Source organism: Paenibacillus sp. W2I17 (assembly GCF_030815985.1).
In the GTDB taxonomy this organism is placed as follows: Bacteria; Bacillota; Bacilli; order Paenibacillales; family Paenibacillaceae; genus Paenibacillus.
In genome coordinates this window covers 3,462,384-3,476,538 of sequence record NZ_JAUSXM010000001.1, presented here as the reverse complement: position 1 = coordinate 3,476,538, position 14,155 = coordinate 3,462,384, and the positions used below count along the sequence as shown (strand labels likewise).

Below are 14,155 nucleotides of genomic sequence, written 5' to 3'. Positions count from 1 at the left end.
TAAGATAAAATTCTTATCAGGGATATTTTTGTTCATTTAATCAAAACTTTTAATGTATTTGACGATAATAATAGAGAAGTGTATAGCATTATTGCATATCCAGAAGAGCTAGTGAACTTACCACACATGGTTTAGGATATTTCCATGAAGCCATTAAAATTAATGAGATAGTATCGTTTGACTAAATGCCTACTCTAGTTCTTTTGAAACAAGTGAGAAAAGGTTAGGAATAAGAAGAAAAAAAATATTGAATTTGTGCTTTTGAAATGAGGTAGCCATGAAAGAAAAAATCATTAGATTAATGAAAATGATTATAGCTATCCAGGCGAATCCCGGAATTACAGCCAACATGCTCGCAGAAAAATGTGAGGTCAATCCACGCACCATTTACAGAGATTTGGAGCTGCTTACTACGGTTGTACCGATTCTGAATGAGGGGAAAAATACGGGCTATAGATTTGAAGGGAACTTCAATATATTCCCACTTGATTTCAACGAGCAAGAGGCGCTTGCATTCTTATTACTGCCTTCTTTTATTAATAAGGACAAACTCCCCTCTGGATTTGAATCTGCTTATGACAAAGTTATTTCTGCTCATTTTAAGGAAAAACGACAACAAAACAATATCATACATAATATAGCTGATATTATCCAAATGGGTATCCCCTCTTATCAAAAGGAGAGCAACAATTTTTTGGAAAACATTATTCAAGCTACGATAGAGTTGCGTTCAATTGAGACAGTGTACCATACTCAATATCGGGATGAGACGACAGCCCGCCGGATTGATCCTTATTTTCTTGTGCCCAGAGATCAGAAATTTTATCTGATAGGATATTGTCACATGAAAAAGGAAATTCGTACATTTCGGATCAGTCGATTTCTCAAAGTGGACATTACAGATCAGACTTTTGAAAAGAATCACTTCAGCATCAGACAATACTTTAAAAACACTTGGTCGATTGAAAGAGGAGATAAAAATACAAGATTCAAGGTCAGGTTTAAAGAAGATGTTGCTAGGTATGTCAAGGAAAAAGAACTATTTGTACATCCAAGAATAACCGATGAGAGTGATGGCAGCATTATTTTTGAGGTAACCGTCAACAATGATAAGGAATTTATCAAGTGGTTGCTAAGATATGGACCAGATGCAGAAGTACTGGAACCACAGGCGGTTCGTGAACAATTGAAGGAAAAACTAAATAAATGGAACCAGATTTACTAACCAAAAAGGCGTGCATATTATGGCACGCCTTTTAATTATACGAACTTACGTTCGCTGGCATTATGTTGTCGTATGGATTTGCTATTATACAAACAAGTTAACTGAAATAAAAATTGCTGAGGGGGAAAGGCTTTGAATTTATGGCTCAATTTTTTGATTATATCGTTAACCATTTTATTAATGGTTGCCATTTGGTTTGGGTTAAATTACGCTTTCTCTAAATGGATGGAGCCTTTGGGGAAATGGATAGGAAAAAGAACGATGGATCGTTTTGATCACAAGTGGTTCGTAATGGCTGTTCAAGTAACAGGAATATTGGTCCCCATTGTTTATTTTTGTGCAAATGTTTATCTTTTAATAACTATAGGCTTTCAAAACCAACCTTTTATTAATTATTGGTCGTTTATGACTCTGATTTTTATATTTTGGGTTCTCCCTACTACGACATATATTGAAGAATACAAAAAAGTACATCCTGAATATAAATTTATTGTAATAGAATGGATAAACTTTAAATTAAAGGTTATGACAGATTTAAACAAAAAAAATAATAGGATTTATTTTATTAACAGAGTGAATCTATTATTTAAACAAATTCCTGACTTAGTCAAGTCCATATTTATATTATATTTTCCTCTTGTTTTTCTAACACAGCTTTCCTGGTCATATAATATGTACTTTTTGGGATTATTCTTAATTCCGTTTTATGGTAACTATTGGGTATATTACAAGAAGATATTCACTGTGAATATGAATTCTGAAGAAGTTCTTATACGAAGAATATGCCTATATTTCCTTATGTTTGTTTATGTGACGTATGAACTCTTTATAAGATATGAAGCACTGTCTCGGGTTACTGGTCCAGAAGATTTTAATGAATCCCTGTTTGTATTGGGTGGATCGGGGGTTCTATATATTGCGATGGACAGGGTTATGAAAGAATTAACTGCAGATTATATCAGTTACAGGAAGAAGATAAATAAGAATTCTGAGGATTCCCATTACAGAATCTGACTATCTGACTAGCAAAAGTATTGCATAATTGAGGAGCTTTAGCGAGAAGCTTATAATCAGAATGTGGGAAATAAAGATTCTATGTCGGGTGACCGAATTATTTCTTACTTAACGTAAAAGGAGAATATAATCATGAGAATTATAACAAAAGTTTTGAGCAAAAACGATGTTAGTGAGACTAGGGCACATCAGGCAGGTATGTATATTTTAAAAAATCAAGTAAATTTTTTTCCTAAATTGTCAGAGGATAAGAAAAATCCGCGTGTTACTCTTAATTTTGAAGATGAATGCGGAGAAGTATGGAGTTTTGATTTTATTCATTACAATAACAAATATTTTACAGAGAAAGGGGAAAGAGATGAATATAGATTAACACCCATGAACAAGTACTTCGAGCAGTTTAATATAAAAGCAGGGGATACGATTACCCTCTTGCATGAAGAATCAAAATTGAAAATAGTTTGTGAAAGAACGAAGCAAGAATAAATTTTACTGATTATAGGAAGTGGAGGGGAATTGTTTGACAGTGTTACAGGATGCGATTAAAGATTGCCTTAGTAATGAATTATCATTTGTCAAATTTATTTCAGCTAACGATGCTGGTTCTACAGGGTCACATCAATCAGGCTTTTACATAGCAAAGAATGCTTGGCGCATTCTTTTTGATAGCCCAGGTTCTAAAGGAGAGAACAAGGAAAAACGAGTCACAATCAAGTGGCAACAAGATTTTGAGACTGAGAGCAGATTTATTTATTATGGTCAGGGTAGCAGGAATGAATATAGAATCACTAGATTCGGAAGAGGTTTTCCCTTTTTAAACGAGGAACATGTTGGAGATCTTTTTGTTCTGATACAAATGGAAGAAACTTTTTATAATGCGTATATTTTAAGTGGCGATGAAGAAATTGAGGAATTCTTTCTTGAAATAGGTATGGATGTGACCCAAACAAATTCTATAATTGAAAAGGGTGACATTTCTACCGAGCCTTCCATTGATGAACTCTTTCAAAAATATTTAGAAGAACTTACTGTGGATTTCCCTGATACAAAAGAAATCTCTAGAAAAGCCAGAGAGATAAGTGGAGTATTCTATAATATTAGGAAAAATGATCCTGATAAATTGTTGTTGAATTGGGTAGAAACTGAGTATTCATTGTTCCGTGCTATTGAAAGTTCCAGATATAGAGAAAGAATCTCTACACCGTTCAATTCTGTAGAAGAATTGGTGGGATGTGCCAATACGCTGTTAAACAGAAGGAAAAGCAGGGCAGGGAAATCTCTTGAAAATCATCTGAGCAGGATATTTAAGGATCACCAATTGAATTTTGAAGAACAGGCTGTTACTGAAGGTAGAAAAAAGCCTGACTTTTTGTTCCCTGGATCGATTGACTACCATAATTCTTCGGTCAGTAGTGATAAACTTACTTTCCTTGCTGCTAAAACCACTTGCAAGGATCGTTGGAGACAGGTACTTAATGAAGCTGACAGAATTGAAGAGAAACATCTTTTCACACTTCAACAAGGCATTTCTGAGAACCAGTTAAAGGAAATGTATGATTATAAGGTGAGGCTTGTAGTTCCCAAATCTTACATCACAAGTTTTCCGAAAAAATATAGGGATAAATTAATGAGTTTGGAATCATTTATTACCCATGTGAAAAATAAATAAATTAATGTTGGGCAGTAATCACTCGATGTGATACTGTCCTTTTTTGGGTATTAATCCATGTGTGGGGGTGATATTATGAGTGATATTGTATCGAAAGAGACCCGAAGCAAAATGATGAGTTCTATCAAGTCCGTTTCCAAGCTGGAAAATAGGGTGGCAAGCAGTCTTTGGAGGAAAGGTCTACGTTTTAGAAGAAATACAAAAGTGTTAATGGGAAGACCGGATATTTCAATTAGAAAATATAAAGTTGTGATTTTTATTGATTCCTGTTTTTGGCATGGTTGTTCAATCCACGCGAACAGACCAAAGAACAATGCAGAATTTTGGGCTAATAAACTGGAAGGAAATAAAAAAAGGGATCAGGCTGTGAATGAATTTTATTTAAAAAATGATTGGAATATTCTTCGTGTTTGGGAGCACGAATTCAAAACCGATTATGATATAACTATTAATAAAATTTATAACTATATAGTCGATGCAAGGAGGAGAAAGTGTTGAAGGAAGAATTATTGGAAAAGGTATACGCACTGTCCAAAGCTATTGAAGAACTGGGTCAAACATGGGAAAAGATTGATTGGTCAGTGGTTCCAGAAACCGTGAGTGAGAACTATCCTTTTCATGTGGAACTCTCAAAAATGAGCGAGGACATTGAATTATGGTTTAATTCAATTAAAAAATCATGAAATGCGAATATTTGTTTGCCAAATTAATTAACAAGGGTTAATATGGGTATATAACTTGACCCGGAGGGATCCGATTGAAACAGATTCATATAAAGTTGAATGAAGAATTACATTCAAAAATAAAACAGTATTCAGAAATACAAGGGGTCTCGATTCAGGATTTTGTTATGGGAGCTACCTCGCAGGTTCTTAAAGAAACGGAAGCGACTTATAGAGCTGAAAATGCAGACTTTAGATTCATTGATTTGTTTGCTGGAATAGGGGGAATGAGAATCGCCTTTGAATCCGTCAACGGACATTGCGTTTTTTCTTCGGAGTGGGACAAATACGCACAGAAAACATATTTCAGCAATTTTGGAGAACTGCCGAAAGGTGATATCACAAAAATCCAATCACAAGAAATACCAGATCATGACATTCTCGTTGCAGGATTTCCTTGTCAGCCATTCTCTTTGGCCGGAGTCTCTAAAAAAACCAGCTTGGGGAAAGAACATGGATTTTTGGATAAAACACAGGGGACTTTGTTTTTTGATGTTGCCAGAATTATAAAAGAAAAGCGCCCAAAAGCCTTTTTGCTGGAAAATGTAAAGAATTTGAGATCGCATGATAAGGGCAAAACTTTTGAGATCATTCGGTCCACATTGGAAGAACTTGATTACAATTTGCATATCACCGTACTGGATGGTAAGTATTATGTCCCACAACATAGAGAACGTATTTTTATCGTGGGATTTGATAGAAATATATTTAAGGGTAAGGAAACATTCAACTTTCCGATACCTAACGGTGAAATACTCCCTTTTAAGTCCATACTCGATCAAACAGTCGAAGATAAATATACATTGTCCGACAAACTATGGCAATATCTTCAGGATTACGCTGAGAAGCATAGGCTTAAAGGGAACGGATTTGGTTTTGGTTTAACTGATCTTGACGGAATAGCAAGAACATTAAGTGCACGATATCACAAGGATGGTTCTGAAATCCTTATTCCCAGTATTAATGGTGGGAATCCAAGGCGACTGACACCAAGGGAATGTGCCAGACTGCAAGGATATCCGGAAGAATTTAAAATAGTCGTATCTGATACTCAAGCGTACAGACAATTTGGTAATTCAGTTGTTGTTCCATTAGTGAAGGATATTGCCAAACAAATTGCAGCTGTAATAAATGTAGATTTAGGACAGAAGAAGAAAGTATATAAATCTACTGTTTAGATGTTTAATCCCAAAACGGCCCCATTAAAAATGGGGCCGTTTTGGGATTTTTTATACTCAGAGGTGTAGATTTCGTTCTAATATTATGTGGTGAGTGAGATGACATTATGATGGTACTAGAGCCTGACATTGTTCAAGTTTCTTAAGATAATCAATAGTATTTTTTTGTATACTGACTCTTTTGGTCCCTAGTTCAATATATAATTTTGTTTCATCTGCTGAATGACTGAAATGCTTTCCGTGATGAATTTCTTTATGGCAGTTTGAACATAGTAAAATAATGTTATCAGAACATAAAGAAGCTAATTTTTTTTGGGATAGTTGGATAAGATGATGTGCTTCTATATATCTTGTCCCATCCTTTTTTTCGAATCCGGGTTCTCCACATATCTGACAGTTAGGTCCCAATATTTTCTTTAAAGCATTCGTTACAGAAGTGCCACGGTCTAAATGTTCACTTACAATTTTGTTTCTCATTTCGAAATTATAATTAGAATAAATCTTGTTTAATTTTGAAATTAACATTAGAGGTTCACTAATAGATTCGATATTTGAAATATCGTATAGGGACTGTATATCACTTACATAAGCTGCTTCAATAATTAAATTAAATGCATCATGCGAAATAAATCTAATAGCATTTTGCCAGTCAGGTTTTTTGCGTTCATTATAGCCATCTCCAAAATTTTCATAATATTGTGATGTCTCATACTTTAGTGGTACTTTGTAGGGGAAAGGCGTACCGCCTATTATTTCCGCAAAATAATTTTCACCATCCATGGATGATATTTGTCCTACTACACCATATCCATAATAGAATCTATTAGTTGGATTTTTTTTGTCACCCTGATGATAAATGAAAATATCTCCTGATTTAATTTTGCTTCTATATTTTTTTGGATAGTGATATACCTTAAAAGGAATATCTTGATAGTTGGAATCAAAGTTTATCCTTTGAGAAAGTATAAGAGGCATGCAAAGTTATCTCCTTAAGAAAAAATTAGTAATGATGACAGTGCAATTTTCAAATTTTATTCGGATTTTTTATCACCATGCATTTTTAGGATTTCAATAATAATATTTTTAGATAGTAGTATATTTTCAATTGGCATATCTTTTAATATACTTACGATCTCCTGAATCAAAGTTTCTGACTCCATGAACTTCATTTCTTTATTCACATAAGCAAATAATTGCGTTATATTCACTCCCAATGCCTCAGCAATTTTAGCGAGATTAATTAAAGATACATTCTTTTCTCCACGTTCCACTTGTCCAATGTATGTAAAATGAAATCCACCTTTTTCTCCAAGTGCCTCTTGGGATAGTCCCTTTTCTTTCCTTAAAACCTTGATTCGAGCGCCGACTAAATTTAAAATTTCTCTGTCTTCCACCATACGCACCCCCTCTATGTAAAAGTGTAGACAAGATTTCGGGGGCTAAACATGACTACTTGAATCGTATAATTTTGTTTAATTATATCTTTGAGTATGTATTTATTGTATAATACTGGTATTAACTCTTTGGAGGGATGACAATGGCAAGAAATTGGTCCATAACCGAAGCACATTGTAATCACCAAGTAGATTTTACCCCACGTTTGCAAGACCATGATATCTCCACACAACCTAGGTCCAAACACATTCCTGCTTACCATATGCTACGTACTACAATAATGGACTATCACCAACATGCTAAGTATCATTTGAAACTTGCCGTCATCATGTGTAATCACAATCAGTTTAAAGCCTGTCTAATTCTATGTGATTGGGCTCTAGCCTCCATGATTAAAGCGCTTTATATCCATAAGTATCATTCAATGCATCCACCCAAGGAAATCACCATGAACGAAATCTTACCTTTAGTGCATACGGACACTGAAACTGGATTGGATATTGCCTTGTTCATCGGCACGATGCAACATATGTCATCCCAAGCGGATTACCCATATGACCAGCCACTAGAACCGAACAACTTCGAAAAGCTTATTCAACGAACGGAAGAGATATTGGACGAGTTAGCCACTCAATTGGAGGATGATTCATCAGAGTAAGATGTTTTTTTAATTGATCATTTGGGTTAAATGTTTGATTTATCTATGTTACGCTTACAAGATGACATCATCCAAATAAAGGATATATGATGCAGAGAAAACAAAGGAAGCTCTTTGCTTTGCATCTGGAAAGTAGGTGTACATTTTGAAAAGAGTGCTTGCTATCGCGTTTTTTATATTATCTATATTGGAATTGGTCACTTTAATCCTAATTGGTAAAAGTATGATGAATGGGTATATGGAACCGAGTACGTTTAGAGAGATGATTACATTCCCGCTATTCGCTGCGTACCTCTCGATCTGGATGTTCTTTTCACGGCAAGAGTTTACCGGAGGACGAGTCGCGGCACAGATCAGTTTTACAGCGGCATTGTTGACGTCGTGCCCGTTGGTCTGTTTGTTAATTATTTTCTATTAACTCAACCCATCCCTCCACATAGCAACTTGTATAATGGCAACAAGGGAGATTCTGGATCGAGGCTGGGAGACTTCAAGAGCAGAAAGGATGTTATACCACATGCCTACATACAACAAATTGGTGCGGGACAAGATTCCACATATCATCACATCCAGTGGTAAGGAATGCCGCACACGCATTCTGGACCCGGAGGAGTATAAGCAAGAGTTAAGAACGAAGCTGCAAGAAGAATCGGATGAGTACTTAAATGCAGTAAGCGATCAGGAAGCATTGGAAGAACTGGCTGACATGCTTGAAGTGATTCGGGCGCTGGCGGAGGTGCACGGTGCGAATGCTGCGCAGCTGGATAAGCTACGGGCAGACAAAGCCGAGGCGCGCGGTGGATTTCAGGAACGGGTGTATCTGATCGATGTCGACGAAGCTTAACGTAAAACTCATTACAGATAACTTGGCAGACGAACTGATTGCCCGGATGCAGCATGCATCCGGGATTTATATTATGACGTCCTTTATTATGCAGTCCGGGGTGAGACTGCTGGCCCCGCACCTAAAGCGGGCGGCGGAGCGTGGGGCAGAAGTACGGATGCTCACAGGAGATTATCTGTACATAACACAGCCGGAAGGACTACGGGCGCTCTGTGAGGTTGATCCACGAATTGAGACACGGCTGTGGCGAAGTATGGGGGACTTCTTTTCACTCGAAAGCTTATCTGTTCGATGCCGATTCTATAAAAACCATAATCGCTTCATACAAAAACCTCAAAAAATTCTCATCGCCAAACTGATCAAAATAACCCGCATAGCGGCGATCCGTCGTATAGGCTTCCGCGATACAACTCAAAATCTCAGCATCACAGACCATAAACTGTTCCAAGCAATTCTTCCATTCAACCACCAACGATTGCACCTCACCAGAGGCAGGAGACAGATTCTGATGTTTCGCCAACTCCCGAAATACCTGCTCCATGTTAACCGAGAACTGCTGGTAGGCTTTTTCTTGCTCTTCCGCAGACAGTTGGTTCACATTGGCTTCGAATTCCTGATATTTCTTGGTATCTCCATATACAAACTTCGCCTCGGATTCATATTGTTCTTGAATGGACAGAATGGAAGAGTCGTCAAACAGATGAAGATGAGAGATATCCGTCCCATCACATACTCGTCCAACTGGTCGATGATGGTTTCGAGCTTTTGTTTGCGTTGAACGAGTGTGCTGCGGTGCTCTCTTAGGATATCTTTTTGTTCTTCTTTGGAGAGTTGCATCATGGCTGCAATGTCTTTAATGAGAAATTCATTTCTTTTGAACAAGAGAATCATTTGCAGATTCCCCAGTGCCTCTCGATCGTAATACCGATAGCCATTGTCCTCGACTCTGCTCGGTTTTAATAGATCTGTTTTATCGTAATAATGTAATGCGCGTTTGGTGATGCCTGTAATCTGAATGATATCTTTAACGGTGAAATAGGGTGTCTTCATTCCAAAAGTCCTTTGTTTCAGCAAGGATGACACTTGCCGGAGTGATGGTTGCTTGGGTAATCGGTGTACCTGTTTTGTTCAGATAATATTGTATTAAATGATAACCGCAGGCATAGCCAGCCGCATAGGGCATACCTACGGGCGTGAAGTTTTGCATGATGGCAAGTTCATCGCCGTATAGATACGGATTAATTTGGTCAAAACCGGTGACATGCAGCTGGTCTTTCATTTTTGGCTTGATTACGGTATTCAATGTCTCCATATCCGTTTTGGCTACCCAGGGGCCTAGCAACTCTTCTCCATACAGGGATGTCGCAAAACTCTCGGCCAACCCCTCGCTAACCACCATCTCGCCAAGCGTAATCTGTGGATTCCACTGGATATATTGATATCTCACATTATGATTGCATTCATGGGCTAACACGGATTGCATACGAGGTAGAGTATACCTATTGGGGATCAGGTTCGCAATAATATAACCCGGTATTCCACCATCTCCGCTGATACCTTCGTTCATCATGAGTGAAGGGCTATTCTTGTCGCCTAACAAAATCGTATATAGATATTCGGAGACCGATAGCTCAATCCCGTGATCTGTAAAGGTGGATAGACTTGTACGAACAGCTTCATGACACTGTTGCCATAATGCTTCAGACGAAATCGCTGCTAACGATTCGTTAATCTCAGGTGTGATATCTGCTGGAGCGATATTCATAAAGTTATTCATCATGATCACGTCGAAGCCGTGAGGCTCTTGAGAGCGAAACGGGATCTGTTGAATGTTCCATTTGTTCATGAATGGACTCATCATTCGCTCGCGGTATAACTCCAATTTCTCATCGGGTGCAGCCTGGATGATCTCCTCATAGATTTTATCTGAACGTAACGCGGTAATCTTCATCCTTAATCTCTCCTTCATGTAAGCTTGAGATCATTATCAAGTATGACCTAACGTAACAGTCAAGCGTTGATGTTACGCTACTGGCTCTCTGAGTGATTCTTCATCTTCAGTGCGAATATCAGACCAGACAGGATATAGATCAGGCTTAACAAGAGATAAGGGAGTTGCAGCGAGAATACACGATCAAAAGTCGTTTCACTAACTCGCACCAATAATCCGCCGAGAAGCGTACCAATGGCACTGATGCCAAAGGATAGAAAGCGAAACACGCTTCCCACCCTGCCAAGCATCTCATTAGGAACGGAACGTTGCAGGATAGACGAACGGGTAACATTGTAGACAATGATGAAAAATGCAGCACAGAAATACAGGCCGCCTACCATATATGCATTTGTAGTAAGACCCACCACACCGTAGATGATTCCCATGCACAAAATGGAGGAGATAATCAATTGTTTTGTACTCCATCTCTTACGCATATAAGCAACAGCCTGGCTCCCCACAATGCTGCCCATTGTTGCAATGGAGATGAGAATACCAAATGCAAAAGCATCCAATTGAAGCACATCTCGTACAAAGAAGATCTGAGTAGCCAGGATGATCGAATACATCAGCGTAATGGTGACAGATAGAATGGCTAATCCGCGGAGAAAACGATCATGATAGACGTATTGAATACCGGACCACATCTCACGTTTCCAATTCTTCATTGGGCGAACTTCCTTCTTGGATGTTTCCGTATCCCCTGGATAGAAGTTTCCCTTCAAACTGATTAAAAAAAGCAGAGCAATAACAGCCGTTACGGCGTCTATGGCAAAAGGGAAAACAATATGCAAGGTGATGATAAACCCTCCCAGAGCAACGCCCAGAATATCACTTGTGATTAACTGTCCCGCGGTGAATTGCCCATTGGCTTTTTCCAACTTACTTTCATCTACCAGTTGAGGGATGACCGTCTGCACCGTGCTGTCGAATACGACTCGGCTCAGGCCAATTCCAAACATGAACAGAGCCAGAAGCGGAATACTCACCCATCCTCCCCAGATACATAACGTCAGAGCAAGCAGTAGTATCATTCGCGTAAAACCTGCGCCAACCAGCATATGTTTGCGTGAGTATCGGTCGATGAGAACACCCACGGGCAGACTGAATAGCAGCCAGGGCAAACGAAGTGCCGTCATGGTGACAGAGGCATAGAGCGTATCGCTCGTTAGTTTTGATAGGAGCCAAGGAACTGCAGCAAGCGTAAGTCCATCACCCAAAAATGTAAGCGAAAATGCACCGAATAACTTGGTATAGTTCGAATTGATTTTCATCGTTCCCTCCACCAATAAGATGTTAAGCATAGCAAATTTGAGGTTGGAAAATAATGTGTTTTCACCTAAACCAAATTTAAGTTATTGTAAAATGGTTTTCAATCCTATTTTTACAATAAATAACTTCACAAAACGCTTACAAACTTTCAATTCTACCCTACCTTTTCAGCTACGAAGCTGAGATAATGGGAGAGGAATAAGGCGTGAAACAGACCCAACAACCATGTTCACCAACAGTCTAAAAATAACAGCTGCATATCCATAGGAGGATTATTAATGACGACACAACCATTGAATCTGATCCAATCCACGGAGGGCCAAGCGTTGCTTGCTCAAATGTATGGACAATCACAAGTAGTGGAACAGACTGCACGTTACACAAAGCTGAACGCAACGTTTGAAGAGTACTTTGGCGCGCAAGAAGGAAGCAAGTTGTTCAGCGCAGCAGGACGCAGCGAGATTGGCGGCAACCACACGGATCATAACCATGGTAAAGTGCTGGCGGGCAGCATTACGCTGGATACGATTGCAGTGGCAGCACCAACTGCGGAGTCGGTTATTACGTTTTATTCAGAAGGTTATGACAAGAAATATGTAATCGATCTCACGGACCTCACGCCAAATACGGAAGACGATGGCACAACTGCATTGATTCGTGGTATGGCTGCGGGATTTGGAGAATTCGGATATAAGGTAGGCGGTTTCGAGGCGTATCTCTCAAGTAACGTGTTCTCGGCATCAGGCGTGAGTTCCTCGGCGTCATTTGAGATGCTGATCTGTACGATTTTGAATCATTTCTATAACGATGGAGCACTGGATGTTGTAACCTTGGCCAAAATTGGTCAGTATGCGGAGAACCACTATTGGAACAAACCTTCCGGTCTGCTGGATCAGATGGCTTGTGCGTACGGCGGACTCATTGCTATTGATTTTGAAAATCCTGCACAGCCAGTCATCGAGCCTGTTCAGTGGGATTTCCGACAAAACGGCTACTCATTGGTCATTGTGAATACGGGCGGTAACCACGCCGATCTGACAGAAGATTACGCTGCTGTGCCATATGAGATGAGAGCGGTTGCTCAGGCATTGGGCAGTGAGTATGTTCGGGAAATTACAGCTGACGCAATCTACGCCAACCTCAAGAAGGTTCGTGAAGCAGCTGGGGATCGTGCCGTGCTGCGTGCACTTCATTTCCTGGAAGAAAACAAGCGTGTCGATGGTCAGGTTCAGGCATTGCGTGATGGACGTTTTGCTGATTTCTTGAAACTGATCAAGGCGTCCGGTAACTCGTCATGGAAGTGGTTGCAGAATGTATATCAGAGTGGTGCTGTGAAGGAACAGGAGATTGGTATTGCGCTGGCATTGACCGAGAATTATCTGCAAAATCTGGGTGATGGCGCTTGTCGGATTCATGGTGGTGGATTCGCAGGGGTTATTCTGACGATCCTTCCGAACGAAAAAGTAGAAGAGTATATGTCATGGATGCACAACATGTTGGACACACCGATTATTGTTGTTAATGTGCGTGCACAGGGTGCGGTATGCTTGAATGCATTGATCGCTAACGCGAGCTAAATAGCACTCAGTTAAATAGTTCTAGCATGATTCTACGAAGTCCGGGCTATGTCCGGGCTTTTTGGGTTGTTCATTTTTTTTAAAACTTCAAACTTTGAAGGTCTGTAATGTGTTATTTAAGTAGTGGTTTAGTTAGGTAGGTAGTGACTAGAATACAGGCGTATTAATGATGGTTCAAATAGGTGAGAGGCTGTATCTCAATAATGTTCTCATGGGAGGAAGGATCAGATGATTACACCTACAGTGGCTGGGCAGGAAGAGGCTCAATTATACGAAGAGTTGCGGCGTGAGATCGAAGATGTGGAAGAGGGCGAGCAGCGGAAAATAGTTCTCAATCGGATGATCAAACAGCTCAGATTCGCCAAGTGGCGCAAAGACCGGATGCGCAAAGTCGATGCATACTGCCAAAAGATCAAGCCCGCGACACTTTGGATCATATTAGCCACAGGCGCACTTGCACCAGTCTTGTTATTTAGCATGTTCATCTGGGTATCGTTGTGGGTGGAATGAAGCTGTAGTAGAGGGATAACAATATGAAGTTAATAAATAAGAACCGTTAACCATCGGATTATCGTATTCCGACTGTAACGATTCTCTGAGCTATTTTT

General features: G+C 39.3%; 18 protein-coding genes. 12 read left to right on the top strand and 6 right to left on the bottom strand.

The window, feature by feature from the left end; translation table 11 throughout:
* The first annotated feature begins 277 nt into the window (after positions 1–277).
* The 7 genes from QF041_RS15465 (at position 278) to dcm (ending at position 5,808) form a co-directional block, all read left to right on the top strand.
* Positions 278–1,225, top strand: a complete 948-nt coding sequence (locus QF041_RS15465; RefSeq protein ID WP_307414814.1) for a helix-turn-helix transcriptional regulator — start codon at positions 278–280, stop codon at positions 1,223–1,225.
* A gap of 132 nt (positions 1,226–1,357) precedes the next feature.
* Positions 1,358–2,239, top strand: a complete 882-nt coding sequence (locus tag QF041_RS15460; protein WP_307414813.1) for a hypothetical protein — start codon at positions 1,358–1,360, stop codon at positions 2,237–2,239.
* 132 nt (positions 2,240–2,371) lie between these two features.
* The gene (locus QF041_RS15455; RefSeq protein WP_307414812.1) at positions 2,372–2,725 is read left to right on the top strand and encodes an EcoRII N-terminal effector-binding domain-containing protein; all 354 of its coding nucleotides are present in this window, start codon (positions 2,372–2,374) and stop codon (positions 2,723–2,725) included.
* Positions 2,726–2,765: 40 nt separating this feature from the next.
* A complete protein-coding gene (locus QF041_RS15450; protein ID WP_237176924.1) occupies positions 2,766–3,908 on the top strand; it encodes a type II restriction endonuclease in 1,143 nt (380 codons plus the stop codon).
* A gap of 75 nt (positions 3,909–3,983) precedes the next feature.
* Complete coding sequence (locus QF041_RS15445) at positions 3,984–4,406, top strand: very short patch repair endonuclease (protein WP_237176803.1); 423 nt, start codon at positions 3,984–3,986, stop codon at positions 4,404–4,406.
* The gene (locus tag QF041_RS15440) at positions 4,403–4,591 is read left to right on the top strand and encodes a hypothetical protein (protein WP_237176802.1); all 189 of its coding nucleotides are present in this window, start codon (positions 4,403–4,405) and stop codon (positions 4,589–4,591) included. Before QF041_RS15445 ends, QF041_RS15440 begins: the two co-directional genes overlap by 4 nt.
* Positions 4,592–4,665: 74 nt before the next feature.
* Entirely contained in the window at positions 4,666–5,808 is a 1,143-nt protein-coding gene (dcm, locus tag QF041_RS15435) for a DNA (cytosine-5-)-methyltransferase (protein WP_307414811.1), read from the top strand.
* Between the two features lie 105 nt (positions 5,809–5,913).
* Here dcm and QF041_RS15430 read toward each other — a convergent pair whose 3' ends face one another.
* Complete coding sequence (locus QF041_RS15430) at positions 5,914–6,783, bottom strand: HNH endonuclease (protein ID WP_307414810.1); 870 nt, start codon at positions 6,781–6,783, stop codon at positions 5,914–5,916.
* A 56-nt stretch (positions 6,784–6,839) separates the two neighbouring features.
* Positions 6,840–7,202, bottom strand: a complete 363-nt coding sequence (locus QF041_RS15425) for a helix-turn-helix domain-containing protein (RefSeq protein WP_307416982.1) — start codon at positions 7,200–7,202, stop codon at positions 6,840–6,842.
* Between the two features lie 143 nt (positions 7,203–7,345).
* On the opposite strand from QF041_RS15425, the gene QF041_RS15420 reads away from it, so the two are divergent.
* The 3 genes from QF041_RS15420 to QF041_RS15410 all read left to right on the top strand — a co-directional run bounded on the left by QF041_RS15420 (position 7,346) and on the right by QF041_RS15410 (position 8,705).
* On the top strand, positions 7,346–7,861 hold the full coding sequence (locus QF041_RS15420; RefSeq protein ID WP_307414809.1) for a HEPN domain-containing protein: 516 nt from the start codon (positions 7,346–7,348) through the stop codon (positions 7,859–7,861).
* Positions 7,862–8,099: 238 nt separating this feature from the next.
* Entirely contained in the window at positions 8,100–8,279 is a 180-nt protein-coding gene (locus QF041_RS15415; protein ID WP_307414807.1) for a hypothetical protein, read from the top strand.
* A gap of 99 nt (positions 8,280–8,378) precedes the next feature.
* Positions 8,379–8,705, top strand: a complete 327-nt coding sequence (locus QF041_RS15410; protein WP_307414806.1) for a nucleoside triphosphate pyrophosphohydrolase — start codon at positions 8,379–8,381, stop codon at positions 8,703–8,705.
* Between the two features lie 280 nt (positions 8,706–8,985).
* On the opposite strand, the gene QF041_RS15405 is transcribed toward QF041_RS15410, so the two are convergent.
* The 4 genes from QF041_RS15405 to QF041_RS15390 form a co-directional block, all read right to left on the bottom strand.
* Positions 8,986–9,378, bottom strand: coding sequence for a TipAS antibiotic-recognition domain-containing protein (locus QF041_RS15405; RefSeq protein ID WP_307416981.1), 393 nt, complete (start codon positions 9,376–9,378; stop codon positions 8,986–8,988).
* A complete protein-coding gene (locus QF041_RS15400; protein WP_307414805.1) occupies positions 9,300–9,755 on the bottom strand; it encodes a MerR family transcriptional regulator in 456 nt (151 codons plus the stop codon). Before QF041_RS15400 ends, QF041_RS15405 begins: the two co-directional genes overlap by 79 nt.
* Positions 9,730–10,656 (bottom strand): DUF2268 domain-containing putative Zn-dependent protease, encoded by a 927-nt coding sequence (locus tag QF041_RS15395; RefSeq protein ID WP_307414804.1) that lies wholly within the window; start codon positions 10,654–10,656, stop codon positions 9,730–9,732. The genes QF041_RS15400 and QF041_RS15395 overlap by 26 nt, the downstream gene beginning before the upstream one ends.
* A 77-nt stretch (positions 10,657–10,733) precedes the next feature.
* A complete protein-coding gene (locus tag QF041_RS15390; protein WP_307414803.1) occupies positions 10,734–11,972 on the bottom strand; it encodes an MFS transporter in 1,239 nt (412 codons plus the stop codon).
* Positions 11,973–12,248: 276 nt separating this feature from the next.
* Between QF041_RS15390 and QF041_RS15385 the strand changes: the two genes are divergently transcribed.
* Both QF041_RS15385 and QF041_RS15380 read left to right on the top strand, forming a co-directional pair.
* Positions 12,249–13,547 carry a galactokinase gene (locus tag QF041_RS15385; RefSeq protein WP_307414802.1) on the top strand — a complete coding sequence of 433 codons (1,299 nt, stop codon included), beginning with the start codon at positions 12,249–12,251 and terminating at the stop codon, positions 13,545–13,547.
* A 228-nt stretch (positions 13,548–13,775) separates the two neighbouring features.
* Entirely contained in the window at positions 13,776–14,057 is a 282-nt protein-coding gene (locus tag QF041_RS15380; protein ID WP_307414801.1) for a hypothetical protein, read from the top strand.
* The last annotated feature ends 98 nt before the right edge of the window (positions 14,058–14,155 follow it).

Coding starts and splice junctions, on each gene's coding strand:
- QF041_RS15465 (WP_307414814.1), top strand. CDS start 278: ATGAAAGAAAAAATCATTAGATTAATGAAAATGATTATAGCTATCCAG.
- QF041_RS15455 (WP_307414812.1), top strand. CDS start 2,372: ATGAGAATTATAACAAAAGTTTTGAGCAAAAACGATGTTAGTGAGACT.
- QF041_RS15445 (WP_237176803.1), top strand. CDS start 3,984: ATGAGTGATATTGTATCGAAAGAGACCCGAAGCAAAATGATGAGTTCT.
- QF041_RS15430 (WP_307414810.1), bottom strand. CDS start 6,783: ATGCCTCTTATACTTTCTCAAAGGATAAACTTTGATTCCAACTATCAA.
- QF041_RS15420 (WP_307414809.1), top strand. CDS start 7,346: ATGGCAAGAAATTGGTCCATAACCGAAGCACATTGTAATCACCAAGTA.
- QF041_RS15415 (WP_307414807.1), top strand. CDS start 8,100: ATGGAACCGAGTACGTTTAGAGAGATGATTACATTCCCGCTATTCGCT.
- QF041_RS15410 (WP_307414806.1), top strand. CDS start 8,379: ATGCCTACATACAACAAATTGGTGCGGGACAAGATTCCACATATCATC.
- QF041_RS15400 (WP_307414805.1), bottom strand. CDS start 9,755: ATGAAGACACCCTATTTCACCGTTAAAGATATCATTCAGATTACAGGC.
- QF041_RS15395 (WP_307414804.1), bottom strand. CDS start 10,656: ATGAAGATTACCGCGTTACGTTCAGATAAAATCTATGAGGAGATCATC.
- QF041_RS15390 (WP_307414803.1), bottom strand. CDS start 11,972: ATGAAAATCAATTCGAACTATACCAAGTTATTCGGTGCATTTTCGCTT.
- QF041_RS15385 (WP_307414802.1), top strand. CDS start 12,249: ATGACGACACAACCATTGAATCTGATCCAATCCACGGAGGGCCAAGCG.
- QF041_RS15380 (WP_307414801.1), top strand. CDS start 13,776: ATGATTACACCTACAGTGGCTGGGCAGGAAGAGGCTCAATTATACGAA.